General features: G+C 68.4%; 22 protein-coding genes. 15 read left to right on the forward strand and 7 right to left on the reverse strand.

The genetic code is table 11. The features are described from left to right. Positions 1 to 8: 8 nt before the first annotated feature. The gene (locus tag KGR00_RS10035; protein WP_224416924.1) at positions 9 to 674 is read right to left on the reverse strand and encodes a phosphoglycolate phosphatase; all 666 of its coding nucleotides are present in this window, start codon (positions 672 to 674) and stop codon (positions 9 to 11) included. 235 nt (positions 675 to 909) lie between these two features. On the opposite strand from KGR00_RS10035, the gene KGR00_RS10040 reads away from it, so the two are divergent. Further along, positions 910 to 2,208: an NAD(P)/FAD-dependent oxidoreductase gene (locus KGR00_RS10040; RefSeq protein WP_224416923.1), complete on the forward strand. Its 1,299-nt coding sequence runs from the start codon at positions 910 to 912 to the stop codon at positions 2,206 to 2,208. Positions 2,209 to 2,257: 49 nt separating this feature from the next. Next, entirely contained in the window at positions 2,258 to 3,901 is a 1,644-nt protein-coding gene (locus KGR00_RS10045) for a dihydroxyacetone kinase subunit DhaK (protein WP_224416922.1), read from the forward strand. Here the strand turns inward: KGR00_RS10045 and KGR00_RS10050 are convergent. Together KGR00_RS10050 and rpe are read right to left on the reverse strand one after the other, a co-directional pair. After that, the gene (locus KGR00_RS10050; RefSeq protein ID WP_224416921.1) at positions 3,811 to 4,194 is read right to left on the reverse strand and encodes a GIY-YIG nuclease family protein; all 384 of its coding nucleotides are present in this window, start codon (positions 4,192 to 4,194) and stop codon (positions 3,811 to 3,813) included. The genes KGR00_RS10045 and KGR00_RS10050 overlap by 91 nt on opposite strands. Before the next feature lie 3 nt (positions 4,195 to 4,197). Beyond that, a complete protein-coding gene (rpe, locus tag KGR00_RS10055) occupies positions 4,198 to 4,896 on the reverse strand; it encodes a ribulose-phosphate 3-epimerase (RefSeq protein WP_224416920.1) in 699 nt (232 codons plus the stop codon). A gap of 136 nt (positions 4,897 to 5,032) precedes the next feature. On the opposite strand from rpe, the gene ggt reads away from it, so the two are divergent. The 7 genes from ggt to KGR00_RS10090 all read left to right on the forward strand — a co-directional run bounded on the left by ggt (position 5,033) and on the right by KGR00_RS10090 (position 12,687). Next, positions 5,033 to 6,784 (forward strand): gamma-glutamyltransferase, encoded by a 1,752-nt coding sequence (gene ggt, locus KGR00_RS10060; RefSeq protein WP_224416919.1) that lies wholly within the window; start codon positions 5,033 to 5,035, stop codon positions 6,782 to 6,784. Between the two features lie 133 nt (positions 6,785 to 6,917). Then, positions 6,918 to 8,111 (forward strand): MFS transporter, encoded by a 1,194-nt coding sequence (locus KGR00_RS10065; protein ID WP_224416918.1) that lies wholly within the window; start codon positions 6,918 to 6,920, stop codon positions 8,109 to 8,111. 115 nt (positions 8,112 to 8,226) lie between these two features. Beyond that, entirely contained in the window at positions 8,227 to 9,249 is a 1,023-nt protein-coding gene (cysP, locus tag KGR00_RS10070; RefSeq protein ID WP_224416917.1) for a thiosulfate ABC transporter substrate-binding protein CysP, read from the forward strand. Next, positions 9,246 to 10,100, forward strand: a complete 855-nt coding sequence (gene cysT / locus KGR00_RS10075; protein WP_224416916.1) for a sulfate/thiosulfate ABC transporter permease CysT — start codon at positions 9,246 to 9,248, stop codon at positions 10,098 to 10,100. Before cysP ends, cysT begins: the two co-directional genes overlap by 4 nt. Next, on the forward strand, positions 10,100 to 10,927 hold the full coding sequence (cysW, locus tag KGR00_RS10080) for a sulfate/thiosulfate ABC transporter permease CysW (RefSeq protein ID WP_224419788.1): 828 nt from the start codon (positions 10,100 to 10,102) through the stop codon (positions 10,925 to 10,927). The genes cysT and cysW overlap by 1 nt, the downstream gene beginning before the upstream one ends. Beyond that, entirely contained in the window at positions 10,924 to 12,003 is a 1,080-nt protein-coding gene (locus KGR00_RS10085) for a TOBE-like domain-containing protein (RefSeq protein WP_224416915.1), read from the forward strand. Before cysW ends, KGR00_RS10085 begins: the two co-directional genes overlap by 4 nt. A gap of 90 nt (positions 12,004 to 12,093) precedes the next feature. Continuing rightward, positions 12,094 to 12,687: a YajG family lipoprotein gene (locus KGR00_RS10090; RefSeq protein WP_129139643.1), complete on the forward strand. Its 594-nt coding sequence runs from the start codon at positions 12,094 to 12,096 to the stop codon at positions 12,685 to 12,687. A 40-nt stretch (positions 12,688 to 12,727) separates the two neighbouring features. On the opposite strand, the gene tmpT is transcribed toward KGR00_RS10090, so the two are convergent. The 3 genes from tmpT to KGR00_RS10105 all read right to left on the reverse strand — a co-directional run bounded on the left by tmpT (position 12,728) and on the right by KGR00_RS10105 (position 14,561). Then, entirely contained in the window at positions 12,728 to 13,372 is a 645-nt protein-coding gene (tmpT, locus tag KGR00_RS10095; protein ID WP_224416914.1) for a thiopurine S-methyltransferase, read from the reverse strand. A gap of 16 nt (positions 13,373 to 13,388) precedes the next feature. After that, positions 13,389 to 14,000: a TIGR04211 family SH3 domain-containing protein gene (locus tag KGR00_RS10100; protein ID WP_224416913.1), complete on the reverse strand. Its 612-nt coding sequence runs from the start codon at positions 13,998 to 14,000 to the stop codon at positions 13,389 to 13,391. 234 nt (positions 14,001 to 14,234) lie between these two features. Further along, positions 14,235 to 14,561 carry a DUF1820 family protein gene (locus KGR00_RS10105; protein ID WP_129139640.1) on the reverse strand — a complete coding sequence of 109 codons (327 nt, stop codon included), beginning with the start codon at positions 14,559 to 14,561 and terminating at the stop codon, positions 14,235 to 14,237. Between the two features lie 198 nt (positions 14,562 to 14,759). Between KGR00_RS10105 and miaB the strand changes: the two genes are divergently transcribed. From miaB to lnt, 5 genes are all read left to right on the forward strand, one after another. Continuing rightward, positions 14,760 to 16,109 carry a tRNA (N6-isopentenyl adenosine(37)-C2)-methylthiotransferase MiaB gene (gene miaB, locus KGR00_RS10110; RefSeq protein WP_224416912.1) on the forward strand — a complete coding sequence of 450 codons (1,350 nt, stop codon included), beginning with the start codon at positions 14,760 to 14,762 and terminating at the stop codon, positions 16,107 to 16,109. 121 nt (positions 16,110 to 16,230) lie between these two features. After that, positions 16,231 to 17,307, forward strand: a complete 1,077-nt coding sequence (locus tag KGR00_RS10115; RefSeq protein WP_129139638.1) for a PhoH family protein — start codon at positions 16,231 to 16,233, stop codon at positions 17,305 to 17,307. After that, entirely contained in the window at positions 17,304 to 17,840 is a 537-nt protein-coding gene (ybeY, locus tag KGR00_RS10120) for an rRNA maturation RNase YbeY (RefSeq protein ID WP_224416911.1), read from the forward strand. The genes KGR00_RS10115 and ybeY overlap by 4 nt, the downstream gene beginning before the upstream one ends. Beyond that, positions 17,837 to 18,718, forward strand: a complete 882-nt coding sequence (locus KGR00_RS10125; RefSeq protein ID WP_129139636.1) for a transporter associated domain-containing protein — start codon at positions 17,837 to 17,839, stop codon at positions 18,716 to 18,718. Before ybeY ends, KGR00_RS10125 begins: the two co-directional genes overlap by 4 nt. Before the next feature lie 63 nt (positions 18,719 to 18,781). Continuing rightward, entirely contained in the window at positions 18,782 to 20,260 is a 1,479-nt protein-coding gene (gene lnt, locus KGR00_RS10130) for an apolipoprotein N-acyltransferase (protein WP_224416910.1), read from the forward strand. Between the two features lie 205 nt (positions 20,261 to 20,465). Here lnt and KGR00_RS10135 read toward each other — a convergent pair whose 3' ends face one another. Beyond that, positions 20,466 to 20,990: a zinc ribbon-containing protein gene (locus tag KGR00_RS10135; RefSeq protein ID WP_224416909.1), complete on the reverse strand. Its 525-nt coding sequence runs from the start codon at positions 20,988 to 20,990 to the stop codon at positions 20,466 to 20,468. Positions 20,991 to 21,300: 310 nt separating this feature from the next. On the opposite strand from KGR00_RS10135, the gene leuS reads away from it, so the two are divergent. Then, complete coding sequence (gene leuS / locus KGR00_RS10140; RefSeq protein ID WP_224416908.1) at positions 21,301 to 23,871, forward strand: leucine--tRNA ligase; 2,571 nt, start codon at positions 21,301 to 21,303, stop codon at positions 23,869 to 23,871. Positions 23,872 to 23,875: the final 4 nt, after the last annotated feature.

The raw sequence follows: 23,875 nt of genomic DNA on the forward strand, positions 1-23,875 counted from the left end.
AAATCACCCTAAACGAGTTCCCGCAGCGATTCAACTTCGCCGTCCGGACCGGCAAGCCCCACCGGTTCACCGTGGTTGTAGCCGTAGGGCACCGCCAGCGTGCGAAAACCGGCGCGGCGGCCGGCCTCGATGTCGTGGCGCGAATCGCCGACCATCAGCGCCTGCCCCGGGGCGATCCCGAGACGCTCGGCCACGTATGTCAGCGGCAGCGGGTCGGGCTTCCGGCGCGGCAGGGAATCGCCACCCACCGTCAACTCGAACAGTCCCTCGACACCCAGCGCGGAGAGGATCGGCGCGATGAAGGCGTGCGGCTTGTTGGTCACCAGTGCCAGGCGCAGGCCGCGCTCGCGCAGCCCCTCGAGGGCCTCGCGCACCCCCGGATAAAGTCGGGTGTGCACGCAGGGCGCCTCGCCGTAATGGCGGAGAAAGGCCTGATGCCCCCTTTCCAGCCGCGCCTCGTCGACGTCTCCGCCCAAGGCGTGCGCCAGGGCCCGTTCGACGAGCTTGCGCGCGCCGTTGCCCACCCAGTCGCGCACCCGCGCCTCGCCGGCGGCGGGCAGATCCATGTCGCCGAGCATGGCATCGACGGCCACGGTCAGGTCAGGCACCGAGTCGACCAGTGTCCCGTCCAGGTCGAAGACCACCAGACGGATGCCTTCGAGGGGGTCTGTCATCACGCTCTCCCGGTCGGTTGGCGGCAGCTATTGCCGATCACGCATGTAATATTACGAAAAAAACACCCCGCCTTGGGGCCCCAAAGCGTAGGAATCCTTCATGGGGAGGATTATCCTAGGCCCCATTCGTCGCCGACTCCAGGCGCACGCCCTCGTCCTCCGGACCCGAGCCGCTCCCTGACCCTGGCGACACCGTGCTTTCGTTCGTCCTTTCCCACCTTCCAAGGAGCCACACATGGCCATCCCACGCATCGTGGTCGTCGGCGGCGGCGCCGGCGGGCTGGAGCTGGTGACCCGCCTGGGTCATCGCCTCGGCAAGCGAGGCCGCGCCGACATCGTCCTCGTCGACCGCAACCCCACCCACATCTGGAAGCCGCTGCTGCACGAAGTCGCCACCGGCGTGCTCGACTCGGGGCTCGACGAGGTCTCCTACCAGGGCCACTCCAAGGCCCACGGCTACCGCTTCCAGCGCGGCACCCTGAGCGACCTGGATCGCGAGGCGCGCACCCTCACCCTGGCGCCGATCCTCGATGACGACGACAGCGTGGTGCTGCCGGCGCGCCGGATCGACTACGATTACCTGGTGCTGGCGCTGGGCAGCGTGTCCAACGACTTCGGCACCCCCGGGGTCGCCGAGCACTGCCACTTCCTCGACAGCCCGCAGCAGGCCGAGGCCTTCCGCAAGGACATGCTCAAGACCTTCATGCGCTACAGCGATCCCGAGCGGCGCAGCCATCCCACGCTGTCGGTGGGTCTGGTCGGCGCCGGGGCGACCGGCGTGGAACTCGCCGCCGAACTCTTCGATGCCTCGAAGATGCTCCACAACTACGGCTTCACCTCGCTCGACAGCGGCAAGCTCGACGTCCACCTGATCGAGGCCGCCCCGCGCATCCTGCCCGCCCTGCCGGAGCGTTTCGGACGCACGGTGCATCGCGAACTGGAAAAGCTCGGCGTGCACATCCACGTCGACACCCGGGTCACCTGCGCCGACGAATCGGGCTTCGTCACCGCCGACGGCGAGCGCATCCAGACCGCGCTCAACGTCTGGGCCGCCGGTATCCGCGCGCCGGCCTTTCTCTCCGAGCTGGGCCTGACCACCGAGCGCAACCACCAGATCCGCGTCGAGCCGACCCTGCAGAGCGTCGACGATCCGCGCATCTTCGCCCTGGGCGACTGCGCGGCCTGTCCCCAGGCCGACGGCAAGCGTGTACCGCCGCGCGCCCAGGCGGCCCACCAGCAGGCCAGCCGGCTCTATCGCAATCTGCTCGCGGCGCTCGCCGACAAGCCGCTCAAGGCGTTCGTGTTCCGCGATCGCGGCTCGCTGATCTCGCTGGCGCATTTCGACGCCGTGGGCAGCCTGATGCGCGGCGCCTCGGCGCGCAGCCTGTTCGTCGAGGGGCGGCTGGCCAAGCTGTTCTATGCCTCGCTGTACCGCATGCACCAGCGCTCGATCCACGGCACCGTCAAGACCGGCATGACCGTGATCGTCGACGGCCTCAACCGTTTCCTGCGGCCCAAGATGAAGTTGCACTGAGCGGTTCGCCCCGCCATGCTCGATGGCACAGCGAGCGGGGAGGACCACCATGCAGCATTTCTTCAACGCGCCGTCACGGGTCGTCGACGAGACCCTGACCGCCACCGCCCACGCGGCGCCCTTGCGCATCGCCGAGCCCGGCAGCGGCGTGCGCATCCTGGTCCGCGCCGACTGGCGCCGCGACAGCCACGGCCGCGAGCAGGTCGCCGTGCTTTCCGGCGGGGGGTCGGGTCACGAACCCGCCCACGCCGGTTTCATCGGCGACGGCATGTTGACCGGCGCGATCGCCGGCAGCCTGTTCGCCTCGCCCAGCGTGGAGGCGGTCCTCGCGGCGATCCGCGAGACCTGCGGCGAGGCCGGCTGCCTGCTGGTGGTCAAGAACTACACCGGCGACCGGCTCAACTTCGGCCTGGCCGCCGAGCGTGCCCGCGGCGAGGGCCTGAAGGTCGCCATGGTGATCGTCGGCGACGACATCGCCCTGCCCGATACCGCCCAGCCGCGCGGCCTCGCCGGCACCCTGCTGGTGCACAAGGTCGCCGGCCATCACGCCCGCCAGGGCGAATCGCTGGAATCGGTCCGGCAACGCGCCGAGACGCTCTGTCGTCGCATGGCCTCGCTGGGCATGGCCCTGGGCGGCGCCACCCTGCCCGGCCAGACAGAGACCCGGCACGACGCCGAGCTGGGCCTGGGCATCCACAACGAGCCCGGCGCCCGCCGGGTCGCCCCCAACGACGCCGACGAGGCGATGGGACTGGTGCTGGGCCCCTTGTGCGAGGCCCTGTCCCGCCGCGACGCGGCGCCGCCATGGGTCGTGCTGCTCAACAACCTGGGCGGCTGCTCGACCCAGGAAATGGCAGTACTCGGTGCCTCGCTGATCGCGCGCCTGGGCGACGACGCCACCGACCTGATCGGCCCGGCCGCGCTGATGACCTCACTGGACATGCCCGGCTTCTCGGTCACCCTCGCCCCCGCCGACGACGACCTGCTGGCGGCACTGGACGCGCCCACCACGGCGCCGGCCTGGCCGGGTCTTGCCCGGCTGCAACCACCCGCGACCTTCTCGCCGAGGCTGGACAGCGACGATGAGGCCCTGCGCGACGACGCCCCCCAGGACGAGCGTCTGGCGGCGCCCCTGCGCCGCGCCCTGGACGCGCTCGACGCGGCGCGCGAGGAACTCGACGCCCTGGACGCCCGCAGCGGCGACGGCGACGCCGGCAGCAGCCTGGCGGAAGGCGCCGCCTCGGTGCGCCGGGCCCTCACGTCACGGCGCCTCGATACGGTCCATCCTGCGGCGCTGCTGGCCGGTATCGGCCAGTGCCTGGCCCGCGACATGGGCGGCTCCAGCGGCGTGCTGCTGTCGATCCTGTTCACCGCGGCAGCCGCCAGCGATGACGCCACGCCCGCTGCGCGGCTCGCCGCCGGCATCGAGCGCCTGCAGGTCTACGGCGGCGCCGGCGCCGGTGACCGGACGATGCTCGACGCCCTGCTGCCGGCGATCGAGGCCCTGCAAGACGGGCAGGGATGGCAGGCGGCCGCGCGCGCCGCCCGCCAGGGGGCCGACGCCACGGCAGACATGCACCAGGCCCGGGCCGGGCGCTCGGCCTACGTGCCGCCCGAGTCGCTCGACGGCGTCGTCGACCCGGGCGCCGAGGCCGTCGCACGGGTCTTCGCGGCACTGGCCGCCGCCGACTGAGGCGGCGATGCCGCCTCGCCACCGCGTGTCGCCAGCCAGGCGCGCTTGGCCGGCGCGCTCTGGCGCTTGAGCCAGGCTTCCAGCCTCAGGGCATCGCCGTGATCGCCCACCCGCTGGCAGTGCACGAGCCGCAGGGGCCCCTTGCCACGCAGCGCGCGGGCCCCGCGTCGGCCGTGCCGATGCTCGCGAAAACGCCGCTCGACATCGGTCGAGATACCGGTATAAAGCGCCCCCGCCGCGGTCTCGACGACGTACAGCCACCAGCACTGCGGCTCGGCCGTGCTCTCGGTCATCGCTCAGATCCCGGCGAGCTCGCGGCGCAGCGTCTCGATCACGCTGTCGTAGCGATGCGGGTCGTCGGCGTTGCGCGCCTTGAAGATCGCCGAGCCGGCGACGAAGGTATCGGCGCCGGCCCGGGCGATCTCGGCGATGTTGTCGGCCTTGACCCCGCCGTCGACCTCGAGGCGGATCGCCCGGCCGCTGGCATCGATGCGCCGGCGCGCCTCGCGGAGCTTGTCGAGCGTGCCGGGAATGAACGACTGCCCCCCGAAGCCGGGGTTGACGCTCATCAGCAGCACCATGTCGAGCTTGTCCATCACGTAGTCGAGGTAGTGCAGCGGCGTCGCCGGGTTGAACACCAGACCCGCCTTGCAGCCGCCGTCACGGATCAGCTGCAGCGAGCGGTCGATGTGCTCGGAAGCCTCGGGATGGAAGGTGATGTAGCTCGCCCCGGCGTCGATGAACTGACGGATCAGGTCGTCCACCGGCTTGACCATCAGGTGCGCATCGATGGGCGCGGTGACGCCGTGCTTGCGCAGCGCCTCGCAGACCATCGGCCCGATGGTCAGGTTGGGCACGTAGTGGTTGTCCATGACATCGAAGTGGACGATGTCGGCACCGGAGGCGAGCACGTCGTCCACCTCCTGACCCAGCCGGGCGAAGTCGGCGGAAAGGATCGAAGGGGCAATCTTGAAGTCGTTGGTCACGTCGGGCATGGCTCTTCGTCGGGTTGGCGAAAGTCGACATTCTAACCGACAACGTCCGGCTCTGTAGGCGCCGGGTTTGCAGGCCCGTGCAGCGGCGTCGATAGTTAAAGGGATCCTTCATCCGTCCTGCCAGGGAGAGCTTCCGATGCCGACCGCCCCTCGTCGATCGCACCGTCCGATACGCCATCTCTTCAGCCTGCTGGTCACCACCACGCTGGTGACCAGCGTTCCGCCCGCCCTCGCCGATTCCCGGGCGATCCTCGAGGGTGAACGCTTCCACCCCGAGGTCGGCAGCCACGCCATGGTCGCCACCAGTCACTTCCTGGCCTCGCAGGTCGCCCACGACGTGCTCGCCGATGGCGGCAACGCCGTGGATGCCGCGGTGACCGCGGGCTTCGCCCTGGCGGTGACCCAGCCGCGCTCCGGCAACATCGGCGGCGGCGGCTTCATGCTGATCTCCGACGAGAAGCGCGACAAGGTGATCGCCATCGACTACCGCGAGAAGGCCCCGTCCCACGCCTACGAGACGATGTTCCAGAACGACGCCGGCGAGGCCGTCCCGGAACTGTCCCGCTATACCCATAACGCCTCCGGGGTGCCCGGCACGGTGGCCGGGCTGGCGCTGGCGCTCGACGAGTACGGCACCCTGAGCCTCGCCGAGGCCCTGGCGCCGGCGATCGACCTGGCCGAGAACGGCTTTCCGCTGCCGCAGCGCTTCGTCGACGGCGTCGAACAGGCCCGCGACCGGCTCGAGAAGTGGCCGGCGACCCGCGCCAAGTTCTTCAAGGCCGACGGCAGCAGCTACCGGGTGGGCGAGATCTACCGCCAGCCGCAGCTCGCCGCCACCCTCAAGCGTATCGCCACCCAGGGCCCGCGCGAGTTCTACGAGGGCGAGACGGCCCGACTGATCGCCGCCGAGATGCAAAAGCACGACGGCCTGATGACCCGTGAGGATCTCGCCGCCTATCAGCCGACGATCCGCGAGCCCAGCCACGGCAGCTACCGCGGCTACGACGTCTACGCCATGAGCCCGCCCTCCTCCGGTGGCGTGCACATCGTGCAGATGCTCAACATCCTCGAGGGCTACGACATCGGCGCCATGGGCTTCAATTCGGCGCGCACCATCCACCTCATGGCCGAGGCGATGAAGCGCGCCTACGCCGACCGCTCGAAGTACCTGGGCGACACCGACTTCGTCGACGTGCCGCTCGCGGGGCTGACCTCCAAGGCCTACGCCGAGGCGCTGCGCACCGAGATCCCGCTAGACCGGGCCACGCCGAGCAGCGAGATCGCCCCCGGCAAGCCGCTGCCCTACGAATCCAACGAGACCACCCACTTCTCGATCGCCGACGACCAGGGCCTGGCGGTCTCCAACACCTACACCATCAACTTCAGCTACGGCTCGGGGATCGTCGTCGACGGGGCGGGCTTCCTGCTCAACAACGAGATGGACGACTTCTCGGCCAAGCCCGGCGTGCCCAACGCCTACGGCCTGATCGGCGGCGAGGCCAACAAGGTCGAACCCAACAAGCGCATGCTGTCGTCGATGACCCCGACCATCGTCAAGAAGGACGGCCGGAACTTCCTGATCACCGGCAGCCCCGGCGGTTCGCGGATCATCACCACCACCCTGCAGGTGCTGATGAACGTCATCGACCACGACATGAACGTCCAGACCGCGGTCAGCGTGCCGCGCATCCACAATCAGTGGCTGCCCGACGAGATCCGCATCGAGCAGGGCGTGAGCCCCGACACCATCGCGCTGCTGGAGGCGATGGGGCATACCGTCAGCCAGCAGGACGCGATGGGCGCCGCGCAGTCGATCCTGATCGACGACGGCGTCTTCTACGGCGGTGCCGACCCGCGCCGTTCGACCTCCTCGGCGATGGGCCTCTGACCCGTCGCTCGCCGGGCGGGCCCGTAGCGGGGCCCGCCCGCCCCCGCGAAACGCCACGCCGCGACCAAGGTGTCATCGACACATCGGCACCGCCATGGGCCAATCGGAAGCCGACGCCGCCCGGAGACGCTGCATGCCGATACTCGTGATCGCCCTCGCCGAATGGTTCGGCACCGCCCTGTGGTTCACCCCCAACGCGGTGATCGGCGCGCTGCAGACGGTCTGGTCGCTGGATCCCACCGATCTGGGCTGGCTGACCGGCGCGGTGCAGGTCGGCTTTCTGCTGGGTACGCTGGGCATCGGCCTGAGCGGCCTGGCCGACCGCCTCGATGCCAGCCGCCTGTTCGCGCTCGCCTGCCTGATCGGCGCCGTCAGCAATGCCCTGCTGCCCTTCGCCGGCGGGTTGTGGCCGGCGGTCGGCCTGCGCCTGATCACCGGCATGACGCTGGCCGGCATCTATCCGATCGGCATGAAGTTGATGGTCGGCTGGGCACCGGGACGCACCGGACTGGGCCTGGCCTGGCTGGTGGGCATGCTGGTGCTGGGCACGGCGCTCCCCCATGCCCTGCAGGGGTTGAGCCTGCTGGATCGCTGGCAACTGCCCTGGGCCAGCGCGGTGTGGGGCGCCTCGCTGCTGGCGCTCGGCGGTGGCGCGATGCTCCTGACCCTCGGCGAGCCCGAGACCATGCGCGCCACACGACGCGACCACCGAGGGCGTTCACGCCCCGGCATCCGGCTCGATGTCAGCGTGTTTCGGATTCCCGGCTATCGACGCGCCGCCGGGGGTTACTTCGGTCACATGTGGGAGCTGTACACGCTGTGGGCCCTGCTGCCGCTGCTGCTGGCTCACGCCCTGCCCGGCACCGACGCCGTCACGCTGGCGCTGGGCAGCTTCGCGCTGATCGCCATCGGCGGCCCGGCCTGCTGGCTGGGCGGCTGGCTGAGTCAGCACGTCGGCAGCCGTGCCGTGGCGGCCGCCGGCCTGGCCGGCTCGGCGGGCTGCTGTCTGCTCTACCCGTGGCTGAGTCAGTTGCCCGCTTCCTGGCACGTGGTCCTGCTGGGCGTCTGGAGCGCGCTGGCGATCGTCGATTCGGCGCATTTCTCGGCGCTCTCGGCGCGGGCCTGCCCGGCGGCACTGCTGGGCACCGGCCTGACCCTGCAGAACGCCATCGGCTTCGGTATCTCGGTGCTCTCGCTGATCCTGCTGATGCCGCTGTGGCCGGTGAGTGGCGTGTGGCTGAGCTGGCTGCTGCTGCCCGGCCCGGCCATCGGCCTGTGGCTGGTCAGCCGCCCCCTGTCGGCGCCCCGTGACGCCTCACCGCGCTGAGGCCGATATGAGAGAGCCGCGACACGCTTATTCAAATAACGAATAACCGGCATTGTTGTCATTCCATTGGAGTTGGATTAGCCTTCGCTCAACTCACACGTTTCCTGGAGCCGACATGCCGTTCTTCACTTTCCTGCGGCGCAGCGTCGTCGCCACGGCCACCGCCGCCACCCTGGCCGGCGGGATCGCCTCCCCGGCCATGGCCGCCGATCGCGAACTGCTCAACTCCTCCTATGACATTGCCCGCGAGCTCTTCGCCACCATCAATCCCAAGTTCGTCGACTGGTGGCAAGCCAGCCACGACCAGAGCGTCGAGGTGAAGCAGTCCCACGGTGGCTCGTCCAAGCAGGCCCGTGCCATCCTCCAGGGCCTCAAGGCCGACGTGGTGACCTACAATCAGGTCACCGACGTCAACGTGCTCGCCGACGCCGGCCTGGTCGCCGAGGACTGGCAGCAGCAGTTCCCCAACAACGCCTCCCCCTACTTCTCCACCACCGCCTTCCTGGTGCGCGAGGGCAACCCGAGGCACATCGAGAGCTGGGACGACCTGGTCGCCGACGACGTCGACATCGTCTTCCCCAACCCCAAGACCTCGGGCAACGGGCGTTACACCTATCTCGCCGCCTGGGCCTACGCCGACCAGAAGTTCGACGGTGACGAGGCGAAGATCCGCGACTTCATGAAGCGCTTCCTCGGCAACGTCAAGGTGTTCGATACCGGCGGTCGCGGCGCCACCACCACCTTCGTCGAGCGCAACATCGGCGACGTGCTGATCAGCTTCGAATCCGAGGTCAACAACATCAGCCAGGAATACGGCAGCGACGAGTACGACGTGGTCGTGCCACCGGTGAGCATCCTCGCCGAGTTCCCGGTGGCGGTGGTCGAGGAATACGCCGAACGCAACGGCAACCGCGAGCTGGCCCACGACTACCTCGACTACCTCTACACCGAGGAGGCACAGCGCCTGCTGGCCGGCTTCAACTATCGCGTCAACGACGAGACGGTGAAGGCCGAATTCGCCGACCGCTTCCCCGACACGCAACTGCTGCGGGTGGAGGACGTCTTCGGTAGCTGGAAACAGGTGATGGACACCCACTTCGCCAGCGGCGGCGTGCTGGACCAGTTGCAGCGTCGATGAGCCGACTCGCCGTGCTGACCGGGGCAGCGTCCCAGCGGGTACTGCCGGGGTTCGGGCTCTCGCTGGGCGTGACCCTGCTGTTCGTGTCGCTGGTTCTGCTGCTGCCGATGACCAGCCTGGTCGGACAACTGTCGCAGCTCAGCCTGGCGCAGTACTGGGCGATCATCAGCGAAGGCCGGGTGGTCGCCAGCTACCTGGTGACCCTCGGCGGCGCCGCCGTGGCCTCGCTGATCAACGCCGTCTTCGGCCTGCTGATGGCCTGGGTGCTGGTCCGCTACGAGTTTCCCGGCCGGCGCCTGCTCGATGCGCTGATGGACCTGCCCTTCGCCCTGCCCACCGCGGTCGCCGGCATCACCCTGGCGACGCTGTATTCGAGCAACGGCTGGATGGGGCGGCTGCTCGCGCCGCTGGGCATCGAGATCGCCTATACCTGGGTAGGCATCGCCCTGGCGATGGCCTTCACCAGCATTCCCTTCGTGGTGCGTACCGTGCAGCCGGTGCTCGAGGACCTGCCCGGCGAGGTCGACGAAGCGGCGCTGACCCTCGGCGCCAGCGACGCCAAGGCCTTTCGGCGGGTGATCCTGCCGCACCTGTGGCCGGCGCTGGTCACCGGCACCGGCCTGGCCTTCGTGCGCTCGCTGGGCGAATTCGGCGCGGTGATCTTCATCGCCGGCAACATGCCCTACGAGACCGAGATCACCTCGCTGATGATCTTCGTCAAGCTGCAGGAATACGACTACGTGGGCGCCTCGGCGATCGCCTCGGTGGTGCTGGCCACGTCGCTGGTCCTGCTGCTGGCGCTCAACCTGTGGCAGGGCCGCTTCATCCGGCGCCTGCATGGAGGTCGATGATGCATCGCATCGGTGACACGCCCGGTACGCGCCGGCTGCTGATCGGTCTCGCCGTGCTGCTCGCGGCGCTGTTCCTGCTGCTGCCGCTGGTGGCGATCTTCGCCCAGGCCTTCGCCGAGGGCGTGACGACCTTCTGGGCCAACCTCAGCGACGAGTACACGCTGGCGGCGATCGGCCTGACGCTGTTCGTCGCCCTGCTGACCATCCCCGTCAACCTGGTGTTCGGGGTCTTCCTGGCCTGGCTGGTCACCCGCTTCGCGTTCCCCGGGCGGCGTCTGCTGCAGACCCTGATCGATATCCCGTTCGCGGTCTCGCCGGTGGTCGCGGGTCTGGTCTACCTGCTGCTCTACGGCCGCAACGGCTGGCTCGGCGGCTGGCTGGACAGCCACGACATCCAGTTGATGTTCGCCTGGCCGGGGATCGTGATGGTCACCCTGTTCGTCACCTGCCCCTTCGTCGCCCGCGAACTGATCCCGCTGATGCAGGCCCAGGGCGCCCGCGAGGAAGAGGCCGCGGTCACCCTCGGCGCCTCGGGGTGGACGATCTTCCGCCGGGTGACCCTGCCCAACATCCGCTGGGCCCTGCTCTACGGGGTGATCCTCACCAACGCCCGGGCGGTGGGCGAGTTCGGCGCGGTGTCGGTGGTATCCGGCTCGATCCGCGGCGAGACCAACACCCTGCCGCTGCACGTCGAACTGCTCTATCAGGACTACAACACCGTGGGCGCCTTCACCGCCGCATCGCTGCTGGCGCTGATCGCCCTGCTCACCCTGGCCGCCAAGGCCGGGCTGGAATGGCGCGCCGCGCGCCGGGAGACCGCCGCATGAGCATCCAACTGAGCAATGTCGCCAAGCATTTCGGCCGCACCACCGCGCTGGAACCGCTCGATCTCGAGATCGGCGACGGCGAGCTGGTCGGCCTGCTCGGGCCCTCGGGGTCGGGCAAGACCACCCTGCTGCGAATCATCGCCGGGCTGGAGCGCGCCGACAGCGGCACCATCCGCTTCGGCGAGCGCGACGTCACCCGGGTGCACGTGCGCGACCGGCGCATCGGGTTCGTCTTCCAGCATTATGCGCTGTTCCGGCACATGAGCGTGTTCGACAACGTCGCCTTCGGCCTCACCGTACTGCCGCGTCGCGAGCGGCCGAGTCGCGGCGAGATCCGCGCCCGGGTCCAGCGCCTGCTGGAGATGGTGCGCCTCGAGGCGTTCGCCGACCGTTACCCCGCCCAGCTCTCCGGCGGCCAGCAGCAGCGCGTATCGCTGGCCCGGGCCCTGGCGCTCAAGCCCGACGTGCTGCTGCTCGACGAGCCGTTCGGCGCGCTCGACGCCAAGGTACGCCAGGACCTGCGCCGCTGGCTGCGGCGCCTGCACGACGAGCTGAACTTCACCAGCGTGTTCGTCACCCACGATCAGGAGGAGGCGCTGGAGCTATCGGACCGGGTGGTGGTGATGAGCGACGGCCGCATCGAGCAGATCGACGCGCCCGAGACGCTCTACCGCCGCCCCGCGAACCGCTTCGTGTTCGAGTTCCTGGGCGACGTCAACCGCCTCGAGGGCGACGTCCGCGACGGCCAGTTCGTGTGTGGCGCGGCGCGGCTGACGGTGGATCTCGACGATGGCCGCGAGGAACTGCTGCTGCGCCCCCACGAGCTGCGCCTCGCCGAGGCGCCGAGCGAGCGCGCCCACATGCCGGTCTGCGTGACGGCGGTATCGCCGGTGGGGGCCGAGGTGCGCGTCGAGCTCGAGGCCGACTGGCTCGCCGAGCCGTGGCTGGCCACCGTGCGCCACGCCGACTTCGAGCGCCTGGCGATCCGCCGCGGTCAGCGCCTGTTCGTCGAACCGCATCGCTGGCATCGCTTCGATGGCGCCGCCGCTCGGCGAGTCACCGCCGGCGCCTCCTGACGACTCTCCCTCTGGTAGCCGGGGCGTTATACTGCAGCCCGAAGGGCCGTCTCGATCCGGCGGCCCGCCATCGACAAGGGAGGAATCACGATGCCAATCACACGCCGGGCGCTGGGCCTGATGGGGCTGCTGGCCACGCTGTTGCTCGCCGGTTGCGCCCAGAGCCCGCAGTATCTCGACGTCAACCCGACGGTTTCCGGCAACCTGCCACGGGCCGGCGACGGCCAGATGGTCACCCTGGCCACGGTCGACGGGCGCGAGTCGGACGTACTGGGCACACGCAGCGGCAAGCGCATGTCCACCGACACCATCACCCTGCCCGCGCACACCGTGATCCCCAAGCTCGAGTCCCAGGCCGAGGCCGCCCTGCGCCAGATGGGCTTCCAGCCGACTTCCCAGCCCGCCGAGGGCCGCCCCAGCCTGACGCTGACCCTCACCCAGTTGAGCTACGCCAAGGGCAACGCCCAGGCGATGCTCGACAAGGCGCAACTGGTCGCCAAGCTGCAGGCCGTGGCCGAGAACGACGGCACCACCTACACCGGCGTCTACACCTCCCGGCGCTCGCAGAGCTACGCCCTGACCCCGGATTACGACAAGAACAACCAGATGGTGACCGAGCTGCTCAGCGACGCTCTCGACCGGACCTTCGGCGACGCCGCGATCGGCGAGCTGCTGTCACGCTGACCCCGCCTCTCGATCCCTGCGCCCGGCGCCGCACCTTGCCCTACGCGCGCCAGCGGCCCGGGCCGCGCCGCACCAGGCGCCACACCTGCTCCGCCAGGCCCGCCTCGTCCGGCGATGACACCGCCAACTGGGTGAGTTCGAAGTTCGGCGCGAACAACCGCTCCACCTCCTCGGCCGCCACCGAATAGGGCGGCCCCTTCTCCATGTCGCGCTCCCGGGTCAGGCTGATCAGCAGCCCCCTGGCCCCGGGCGGCAGCAATTGCGCGAGGTGGAAGGCATAGCGCTGACGGGTGGCGGGGGGCAGCGCGATCAACGCGGCCCGGTCGTAGAAGGCCTGGATCTCCAGCGCCTGATCGATGTGGAAATGGAAGAAATCGCCGCACCACACCTCGATGCTGGCCTGGCGGTAGACCTCGAACACCCCGTGGCGGTAGCGCGACACGTCCCCCGTGCCTTCGGCGACGAACTGTTCGACCGCCTGACGGGCGAGTTCGATGCCCAGCACCGGGTGGCCCCGGTCGGCCAGCCAGCGCATGTCGAGGCTCTTGCCGCACAGCGGCACCAGGACCTTGCCGGGGGTATCGATCTCGAGCGTCGGCCAGTAACGCTCGAGGGCCGGATGCACCGTCTCGCGGTGAAAGCCGATCCGGCCTTCCCGCCAGCGGTCGAGCCATTCGTTGGGCATGTCTCGCCTCTCGTCCTCAGAACCAGCGGTCGCGCTTCTTGCGGCGGCGCGGCAGGTGCGGCACCAGCAGCCCGACGACCAGACCGGCACCGGCCACGCCGCCGCCGTACATGAAATAGCGCATCAGCAGATCCTGTTCCTGGGTGTCCAGACGCGCCTGCAGCTCGCGCAGGGTCGTCTGGGCCTGTGCGAGCTGCTGGTCGAGGGAGCCATTGCGCTGCTCCAGCTCGGCGATGCGCTGTTCGCGGGCCTCGAGCGTGTCGGTCATGCTCGCGGTGCGCGACTGCCAGGTCTGGTTGATGCCGTCGAGCTTGTCGCTGAGCGTGGCGACCTTCTCCTTCAGCGCCGGCACCCGCTCGCTCAGGCTGCGCTGGTCCTGCAGCTGGTCGTTCTTGATCCACACGACATCGCCACTCTCGGCGCGCACCCGGGTGTAGTCGCCCTGGGTACCCAGCACCGTCACCGGCTCGCCCGAGGTCAGCGCCCCCACGATGCGATAGTTGTCGGTGGGGCCGCTACGCACGAAGGCCTTGAGGTCGTCGGCCACCCAGCGGGTGTCGTCGGTCGATTGGGCATCGGCCTGTCCGGCCGCCCCGGTGAGACTCAGCCCCAGTGCGAGGCTTGACATCAACGTCTTGATCTTGAGCATTTTTTTCGGCTGTCTTCAGCTGTCGGAAGGCTCTGGGAGCGCTGGCTCCACGCGATGTGTCGACATCGCCGACACGATTCCGTTCGTGTCGGCGGCCCGGCTCTTGGTCCCCATCCACACTTTCTGTGGATAAGTCTTGGGAAAACCGGGTGGTTGAATCAGCAGACGGGCCGCGAGACCTGCCAGGGCAACAAATCGGTCATTTTTTGATCATCATCCGTCGTCCCGGGGCGGCATGTTGAAGGGCCGCGGGAACTCCGCGACCTTGCCCTCGGCCTTGACCGCCCGGGGCGTACCCTCGCGCTCGACCTCGTCGATGCGCACGATGGCGTTCATCGGCACATAGCTGCGGCTGACGCCCTCGAAGGTGCGCCGCAGCTTCTCGCTCGACGGGTCGACCACCAGCTTCGAGGCATCCTCGAAGACGAAGGACTCGACCTCGATGAACCCCCACAGATCGCTCTGGTAAATGTCCCGGGCATAGAGTTCCCAGATCTCCCCCTGATTGTAGAAGACCACCCGGTAGATCGATTTCGCCATACCGCTCCCGTCACGCAATGAGAATCAAAGGCCCCGCCGGGTCCGTCCAGCCGCCAAGAATATCACAGACACATCGCCTTCGAAGGCGGCGGGCTGGCCAAGCCGTGCCGGTGATCCGTATAATCGCGCCATTTCCGTTCCCGCACGCATTCATCCCTCTTTACACGGACTTGTCGCGCCCGACGCCGACACGACGCTATGACGAAGAAACTCTTCATCAAGACCCACGGCTGCCAGATGAACGAGTACGACTCCGCACGCATGGCGGATCTGCTCGGCGAATCGCACCAAATGGAGCTGACCGACGACGAGCGCGAAGCCGACGTCATCCTGCTCAACACCTGTTCGATCCGCGAGAAGGCCCAGGAGAAGGTCTTCCACCAGTTGGGACGCTGGAAGAAACTCAAGGAGCGCAACCCCGACCTGGTGATCGGCGTCGGCGGCTGCGTGGCCAGCCAGGAGGGCGAGAACCTGCGCAAGCGGGCGCCCTACGTCGACATGGTGTTCGGCCCGCAGACGCTGCATCGCATCCCCAACATGCTCGAGCAGCGCAGCAAGAGCGCCCAGCCGATCTCGGTGGTCGACGTCACCTTCCCCGAGATCGAGAAGTTCGACCACCTGCCCAAGCCCAGTTCCGACGGCGCCACCGCCTTCGTCTCGGTGATGGAGGGCTGCTCGAAGTACTGCACCTTCTGCGTGGTGCCCTACACCCGCGGCGAGGAGGTCTCGCGGCCCTTCGAGGCGGTGATGGACGAGGTCATTCACCTCGCCGACCAGGGCGTGCGCGAGATCAACCTGCTGGGGCAGAACGTCAACGCCTACCGTGGCGAGAACGCCCTGGGCGACGAGGTCGATCTGGCCGAGCTGATCGCCTGCGTGGCGGCGGTGGAAGGCATCGACCGCATCCGCTTCACCACCTCGCACCCGGTGGAATTCTCGGACAGCCTGATCGAGGCCTACGGCGAGATCCCCGAGCTGGTCAGCCACCTCCACCTACCGGTGCAGGCGGGCTCGGACCGCGTCCTGGCGGCCATGAAGCGCGGCCACACCGCCGAGGAGTACGTCGCCAAGCTCGAGCGCATCCGCGAGCTGCGTCCGGACATCAGCTTCTCGTCGGACTTCATCGTCGGCTTCCCCGGCGAGACCGAGGCCGACTTCGAGGCGACCATGGACCTGATCCACCGCATCGGCTTCGACGTCTCGTTCAGCTTCGTCTACTCGGCACGCCCGGGCACCCCGGCGGCCGGCCTCGAGGACGACACCCCTGAAGCGGTCAAGAAGCAGCGCCTGGCGATCCTCCAGGAGCGCATCAACCAGAACGCCATGCAGATCAGCCGGCGCATGGTCGGCACCACCCAGCGCATCCTGGTGACCGGCTTCTCGCCCAAGGATCCGGGGCAGCTCTCGGGGCGCACCGAGAACAATCGCGTGGTCAATTTCCGCGCCGCCAATCCCATGGAACTGATCGGCACCTTCGTCGACGTCGAGATCAACGAGGCGCTGCCCAACTCGCTGCGTGGCGAACTGGCCTCGCCGGTCTGCTACTGACGCGCTCGTCGGCGCCCTCGGCGGGCGTCGGCGGAACGCCCCCGGCCGTTTCCCGATTGCCCCGACCTCGCTCGGGGCATTAAGCTGACTTCATCATCCTCAACTCACGGATTCTCTGTTCTTGAGCCAACAAAGCACTCAGGCGAACCGCGTCATCACCCTGACCCTGGAGCCCAACGACCCGATGCGGCTGGCCAATCTCTGCGGTCAGCGGGACGAGCATCTCAAGCTGGTCGAATCGCGCCTCGGGGTCACCCTGCGCAATCGCGGCAACACCTTCCAGCTCGCCGGCCCCGGCCCGCGGGTGAAGGCCGCCGCCAACGTCATCGAACACCTCTATCGCGAGACCGAGGCCAGCGAGCTGGAACCCGACACCGTGCACCTGTTCCTCCAGGAATCGGGCATCGAGGCGCTCGAGGAAGAGGAAGGCAGCGATCACGAGGCCGAGGTGGTGATCCGCACCCCGCGCAGCCTGATCAAGCCGCGCGGGCTGAACCAGCAGAGCTACGTCACCAGCATCCGCAAGCACGACATCAACTTCGGCATCGGCCCGGCGGGGACCGGCAAGACCTACCTGGCCGTCGCCGCCGCCGTCGAGGCGCTCAATCAGCAGGAGGTGCGCCGCATCCTGCTGGTGCGTCCGGCGGTCGAGGCCGGCGAGAAACTGGGCTTTCTGCCCGGCGACCTGGCCCAGAAGATCGACCCCTACCTGCGCCCGCTGTATGACGCCCTCTACGAGATGATCGGCTTCGAACAGGTGGCCAAGCTGATCGAGCGGCAGGTGATCGAGATCGCCCCGCTCGCCTACATGCGCGGCCGGACCCTCAACAACGCCTTCATCATCCTCGACGAGAGCCAGAACACCACCCGCGAGCAGATGAAGATGTTCCTGACCCGCATCGGTTTCGGCTCCACCGCGGTGATCACCGGCGACATCACCCAGGTCGACCTGCCCCGCGGCCAGAACTCCGGGCTGATTCAGGTCCTCGACGTGCTCAAGGACACCCCGGGGATCGGCGTGACCCACTTCGCCGCCAAGGACGTGGTCCGCCACCCGCTGGTCCAGCGCATCATCGAGGCCTACGACCTGTTCGAGGCCGAGCAGGAAGCCCAGGACCGGGCGCGCCGCGAGGCCCGCGAACAGGCGCGTCGCGAACAGCAGGCGGCGGCGTCCGACGGTTCGGAATCCGGCACATGAACGACGACGCCCGGGTCCTCGTCGATCGCCAGGTAGCGCTCGACGGCGCCGACGACGCCCTGCCCGACGCGGCCCGGCTGGCGCGCTGGGTCGCCGGCGCGCTGGCCCACCATCGGCGCCATGCCGGCAGCGCGGGCGGCGGCGAGGTCGAACTCACCGTCCGCTTCGTCGACGACGAAGAGAGCCGCGGCCTCAATCACGACTACCGCGGCAAGGACCGGCCCACCAACGTGCTATCCTTCCCTTTCGAGGCTCCGGCCGGCCTCGATCTGCCCCTGCTCGGCGACCTGGTGATCTGTCACGGCGTGGTCGATCGCGAGGCCCGCGAACAGGCCAAGCCGCTGGCGCATCATTACGCGCACATGGTGATTCACGGCACCTTGCATTTGCTGGGCTACGACCATATAGATGACGCGGAAGCCGAGGAGATGGAGGCGCTCGAGCGCCGGATTCTCGCCGACTTCGACATTCCCGACCCTTATGCGCCCGACCCCGGCGAACGAGACAGCGAGGACACGAGACCCGACGCATGAGCGAAGACCGATCGAGTAGCCAGAACAACAAGTCCTGGCTCGAGAAGTTGTTCAGCGCCTTTTCCAGCGACGCCGACGAGCCAAGCTCCCGTGACGAACTGCTGGTCTTTCTCCGCGAGGCCGCCGCCCGGCTGCGTCTCGACCCGGATGCTCTGACGATCATCGAGGGCGCCTTCCAGATCAGTGACCAGCAGACCCGCGAGGTAATGATCCCGCGCTCCCAGGTCACGGCCATCAGCATCGACCAGTCCCCCGAGGACTATCTGCCGGTGATCTTCGAGACCGGCCACTCCCGCTATCCGGTGGTCGGCGAGAATCTCGACGAGGTGCTCGGCATCCTGCTGGTCAAGGACCTGCTGCCGCTGCTGCAGGTCAACGACGGCGAACGCCGCCAGGTGGCACTGCGCGACGTCATCCGTCCGGCGATGTTCATCCCCGAATCCAAGCGGCTCAACAGCCTGCTCAAGGAATTCCGCGACACCCACAACCACATGGCGGTGGTGGTCGACGAATACGGCGGCACGGCGGGCATCGTCACCATCGAGGACATCCTCGAGCAGATCGTCGGCGACATCGAGGACGAGCACGACACCGACGAGGAAGACGACATCCGCGACATGGGCGACGGCACCTTCGCAATCCGTGCCCTGACGCCCATCGACGACTTCAACGAGCGCTTCGATACCGCCTTCTCCGACGAGGAGTTCGACACCGTCGGCGGCTTGGTCATGCAGCGCTTCGGCTACCTGCCGCGTCGCGGCGAGCAGGCCGACCTGGGGGGCTGGCGCTTCACCGTGCTGGGCGCCGACAACCGCCGTATCCGCCTGCTCCAGGCCGAGGAACTCGCCGAGGTGTCCGCCGACGAAACCGACGACTGACCCCCGCGTCGAGTTTGTCGCCACGCTCTGGTATAAGGGGCACGTCCCGACAAGGAGTGCCCCATGCCGACCGTCTACCGCCCGTGGATGGGCTATATCGCCGCGTTGATCGCCGGCTGCCTGACCACGCTCACCTTCGCCCCCTTTCATCTGTGGTGGCTCGGCCCCGTCGCCGTGGCCCTGGTCTACGTGGGCATCCACGACCTGACCCCGGGGCAGGCCGCACTGCGCGGCTGGTGCTACGGTTTCGCGCTGTTCGCCTCGGGGACCTCGTGGATCTATGTCTCGATCCACGACTACGGCTACACGGGCGTGCCGCTGGCGGTCTTTCTGACCGCGCTGTTCGCCGTCACCCTGGCGCTGTTCTACGCCGTGCCGTTCTGGCTCTACCGTCGTTTCACCGGGCCGCGTCTGGCCTGCCTCAGCTTCGTCGGCCTGTGGATCGCCAGCGAAGTCGCCCGCACCTACCTGTTCACCGGCTTCCCCTGGCTGCTGCTGGGCAGCGCCCACGTCGACTCGCCACTCGCCCCGCTGGCACCGCTCGGCGGGGTCTTCCTGCTGTCGCTGGTCACCGTGCTGACCGGCACCCTGGGTGCCGACCTGCTGCTGCGCCGGCGCTGGTGGGCGCTGGCCCCGCTCGTCGTCCTGTGGGGCCTGCCGCTGCTGCTGCCCGCCCAGTGGACCCAGCCCCGGGGCGAACCGCGGCAGGTGGCACTTCTGCAGGGCAACCTGCCGCAGTTGATGAAGTGGAGCGCCGAGGGCCAGCGCAATGCGGTCAACACCTATGCGCGGCTGACCCGCGAGGTGCCCGACGGCACCGACCTGATCGTCTGGCCGGAGACCGCGCTGCCGATGTTCGAGTCCCAGGCCCGGCCCTATCTGGAGCGCGTGCAAACGACGCTCCCACCGGACGCCGCCCTGCTGACCGGAATCGTCGAGCGCGATGCCGGCGGCTACTACAACGCGGTGATCGGCCTCGGCAACACCCGGGGCAGCTACCGCAAGGAGCACCTGGTGCCGTTCGGCGAGTACATGCCGCTGGAGAGCCTGCTGCGCGGCATCATCGCCTTCTTCGACCTGCCCATGTCGAGCTTCTCGGCGGGAGAGCGCGACCAGGCACCGATCCACGCCGCCGGGCTGACCATCGGCACAGCGATCTGCTACGAGATCATCTATCCCGACCTGGTGGCGAGCCGCGCGCGCCGCGCCGACGTCTTGCTGACGGTGTCCAACGACACCTGGTTCGGCCGTTCGATCGGCCCGCTGCAGCACATCCAGATGGCCCGCCTGCGCGCGCTGGAAAACGGTCGCTACGTGCTGCGCGGCACCAGCAACGGCGTCACCGCGATCATCGACCCGCAGGGCCGGGTGACCACCCGCGCCCCGCAGTTCGAGACCACCCTGGTCAGCGGCGACGTGAGCGCCATGCAGGGCGAGACGCCCTTCACCCGCACCGGCAGCTGGCCCGCCTGGCTGCTCGCCGGGCTGATGCTGCTGCCCGGCCTGCGTCGGCCGGGCCGGAAGCGCGACACGGCCCGGTGATCGCGTTCGCGTGATTGACTTGCCCGTCGTGCGCTTACCCGTCCGACCGATCACCTTCGGGTCCTTGGCACTGTCTGAAACGTCGACGAGCGAAGGTCAGACAAGGCAAAAATCAGCGAAAACGCGGAGTTTACGGGGTGTAAATGAGCATTTTGAGCTGATTTTTAACGCCGTATGACCGAGCGCAGGCAGTTTTCAGAAGTGCCTAGGTCGGTGCGGCGTCGCTGGGGGCCCTCATGAAGTAACGATGCCCGCAGGCGTGGCAGGGCTCGAGGCGAGTGACCGCGTCGAGCACCACCGTCTCGCCGCAGTGCACGCAGGCCATGCGCCCGGGAACGGCCAGCTCGCCCTCGACATAGTCGGCGCGTGCCGCCTCGAGATCGTCCTCCAAGCGCTCGCGCTCGACCACGCTGCGATCGGCGATCGAGAACAGCGCGTCGGTCACCTTGCGCGACAGCACGTCGAGATCGATCCCCAGCCAGCTGGCGACCCCGGCGCCGCCCGCGGCCAGGTAATGGCGCAGATCCTTGAGGTCGCGCTCCACCCAGGCGCGCAGCAGCGCCATCTCGTCCTTGGTGAACTCCTCGACGTCCGCCTCGAAGGCCACCGCCTCGTCGAGCTCGTGCTGCAGCCGGTCCCAGGACAGCTCGTCGGCGCCGTCGCGCATGCGGTCGAGCACGCGCTCGTAGGCATCGTGCAAACGCCGGTCCTGTTGCTGGTCGTCACTCATCGCGCCTCTCCTCAAATGGCTGTATCGGGTGGCCGTAGCATCATCCGGACGCCACGGCGTTGCGGCAAGCGGCGCGGGGGCGGGGCGGCCCCTACCTGCCGATGCACGTCTAGGGTATCCTTGGGCGAACACGAACGGTATCCGTGACCGCCTTGACCGATTTCTAACATATTGTACGGCAGGGTGTTATCTCCCGGGGCCGGACCGCGCTCCCCGATCGCGGGTCGAGCCGTCAGCCCGGGTCACGCCGGCATCGAGGCGTTCGGTGCCATCAGTCACAAGCCCACATGCAAGGTGCACCACGCAAACGATGGACACTCAGTACCAGCCCCACGTCACCGAGTCAGCCGCCCAGGACTACTGGGAAAAGAACGCCTGCTTCAAGGCCATAGAGGACGCCGCTCGCGAGAAGTTCTACTGCCTGTCGATGTTCCCCTACCCCAGCGGCAAGCTGCACATGGGTCACGTGCGCAACTACACCATCGGCGACGTGGTCTCGCGCTTTCAGCGCATGCAGGGCAGGAACGTGCTCCAGCCGATGGGCTGGGACGCCTTCGGCATGCCCGCCGAGAACGCGGCGATCAAGAACCGCGTGCCGCCCGGCGACTGGACCTACCAGAACATCGACTACATGCGCAGCCAGCTCAAGGCGCTGGGCTTCGCCTATGACTGGGACCGCGAGTTCGCCACCTGCGACGTCGACTACTACCGCTGGGAACAGTGGTTCTTCACCAAGCTGGTCGAGAAGGGCCTGGTCTACAAGAAGATGTCCACGGTCAACTGGGACCCGGTCGACAACACCGTGCTCGCCAACGAGCAGGTGATCGACGGCCGCGGCTGGCGCAGCGGCGCCCTGGTCGAGCGCAAGGAAATCCCGCTGTGGTTCCTCAAGATCACCGATTACGCCGAGGAACTGCTGGCCGATCTCGAGCATGTCGACTGGCCCGAGCAGGTCAAGACCATGCAGCGCAACTGGATCGGCAAGTCGCGCGGCGTCGAGCTCACCTTCGACGTCGCCGGCCACGACGATGCCCTGCACGTCTACACGACCCGCCCCGACACCCTGATGGGCGTGACCTACGTCGCCGTCGCCGCCGGGCATCCGCTGGCCCGTGCCGCCGCCGACGGCGATGCCGAGATGGCGGCCTTCCTCGAGGAGTGCGCCCGTGGCGGCACCTCCGAAGCCGACCTGGCGACCATGGAAAAACGCGGCCGCGACACCGGCTTCAAGGCGATCCATCCGCTGTCCGGCCGCGAGGTGCCCATCTTCGTGGCCAACTTCGTGCTCATGGAGTACGGCACCGGCGCGGTGATGGCGGTACCCGGCCACGACCAGCGCGACTGGGAGTTCGCCACCAGGTACGGCCTGCCCATCGAGGCGGTGATCGCCGATGCCGACGGTAACGCGCCGGACCTGTCCGAGGGCGCCTACGCCGAGCACGGCAAGCTGATCAACTCCGGCGAATTCGACGGGCTGGACTTCGACGGCGCCTTCCGGGCGATCGCCCTGCGCCTCGAGGCCGACGGCCGGGGCGAGGTCAAGACCAACTTCCGCCTGCGCGACTGGGGCGTGGCCCGCCAGCGTTACTGGGGCGCGCCGATTCCCATCAAGTACGGCCCCGAGGGCCAGACCGTGCCGCTCACCGACGACGAGCTGCCGGTCGCCCTGCCCATGGAGGTCGAGGTCGACGCCAGCGGCTCGCCGCTCAAGAAGATGCCCGCCTTCTTCGACCTGGGCGACGGCTGGACCCGCGAGACCGACACCTTCGATACCTTCATGGAATCGAGCTGGTACTACGCCCGCTTCGCCTGCGCCGACAACCCCGACGCCATGCTCGACGAGCGCGCCGACTACTGGCTGCCGGTGGATCTCTACATCGGCGGCATCGAGCACGCCATCCTGCACCTGCTCTACGCGCGCTTCTTCCACAAGCTGATGCGCGACTTTGGCCTGGTCGCGAGCGACGAGCCCTTCCAGCGCCTGCTCACCCAGGGGATGGTGATCGCCGAGACCTTCTACCGGGAATCCCCCGACGGCGGCAAGGACTGGTTCAACCCCGCCGACGTCGACGTGCGTCGCGACGACAAGGGCCGGCCGCTCAGCGCCGTCTACCGCGGCGACGGCCAGCCGGTCGAGATGGGCGGCATCGAGAAGATGTCCAAGTCGAAGAACAACGGCGTCGACCCGCAGGCGATGATCGATCGCTTCGGCGCCGACACCGTGCGGCTGTTCATGATGTTCGCCGCGCCGCCGGAACAGTCGCTGGAGTGGTCCGATGCCGGCGTCGAGGGCGCCCACCGCTTCCTCAAGCGCCTCTGGAAGCTGGTCGCCGACCACGTCAACGCCGGCACCCCGGCCGCGCTCGACGTCGACGCGCTCGACGACGACCAGAAGGCCCTGCGCCGCAAGACCCACGAGACCATCGCCAAGGCCAGCGACGACATCGGCCGGCGCACCACCTTCAACACCGCCATCGCCGCGGTGATGGAGCTGACCAACGCGCTGGGCCGCTTCACGGATACCCGCCCGCAGGGGCTGGCGGTGGCCCGCGAGGCGGTCGAGGCCTGCGTGCTGCTGCTCGCCCCCATCACCCCGCACGCCTGCCATGTCCTGTGGCAGCAGCTCGGCCATGACGAACCGGCGATCGACGCTCGCTGGCCCCGGCTCGACGAGAGCGCCCTGGTCAAGGACAGCGTCGAACTCGCCGTGCAGGTCAACGGCAAGCTGCGCGCGCGCATCGAGGTCGCCCCCGACGCCGCCAAGGATGCCGTCGAGGCCGAAGCCATGGCCGCCGAGAACGTGCAGCGTCATGTCGAGGGCAAGACGGTACGCAAGGTGATCGTGGTCCCCGGCAAGCTGGTCAACATCGTCGCCAACTGAGATC

Origin of the sequence: Modicisalibacter sp. MOD 31.J (assembly GCF_020147985.1) — a bacterium.
In the GTDB taxonomy this organism is placed as follows: Bacteria; Pseudomonadota; Gammaproteobacteria; order Pseudomonadales; family Halomonadaceae; genus Modicisalibacter; species Modicisalibacter coralii.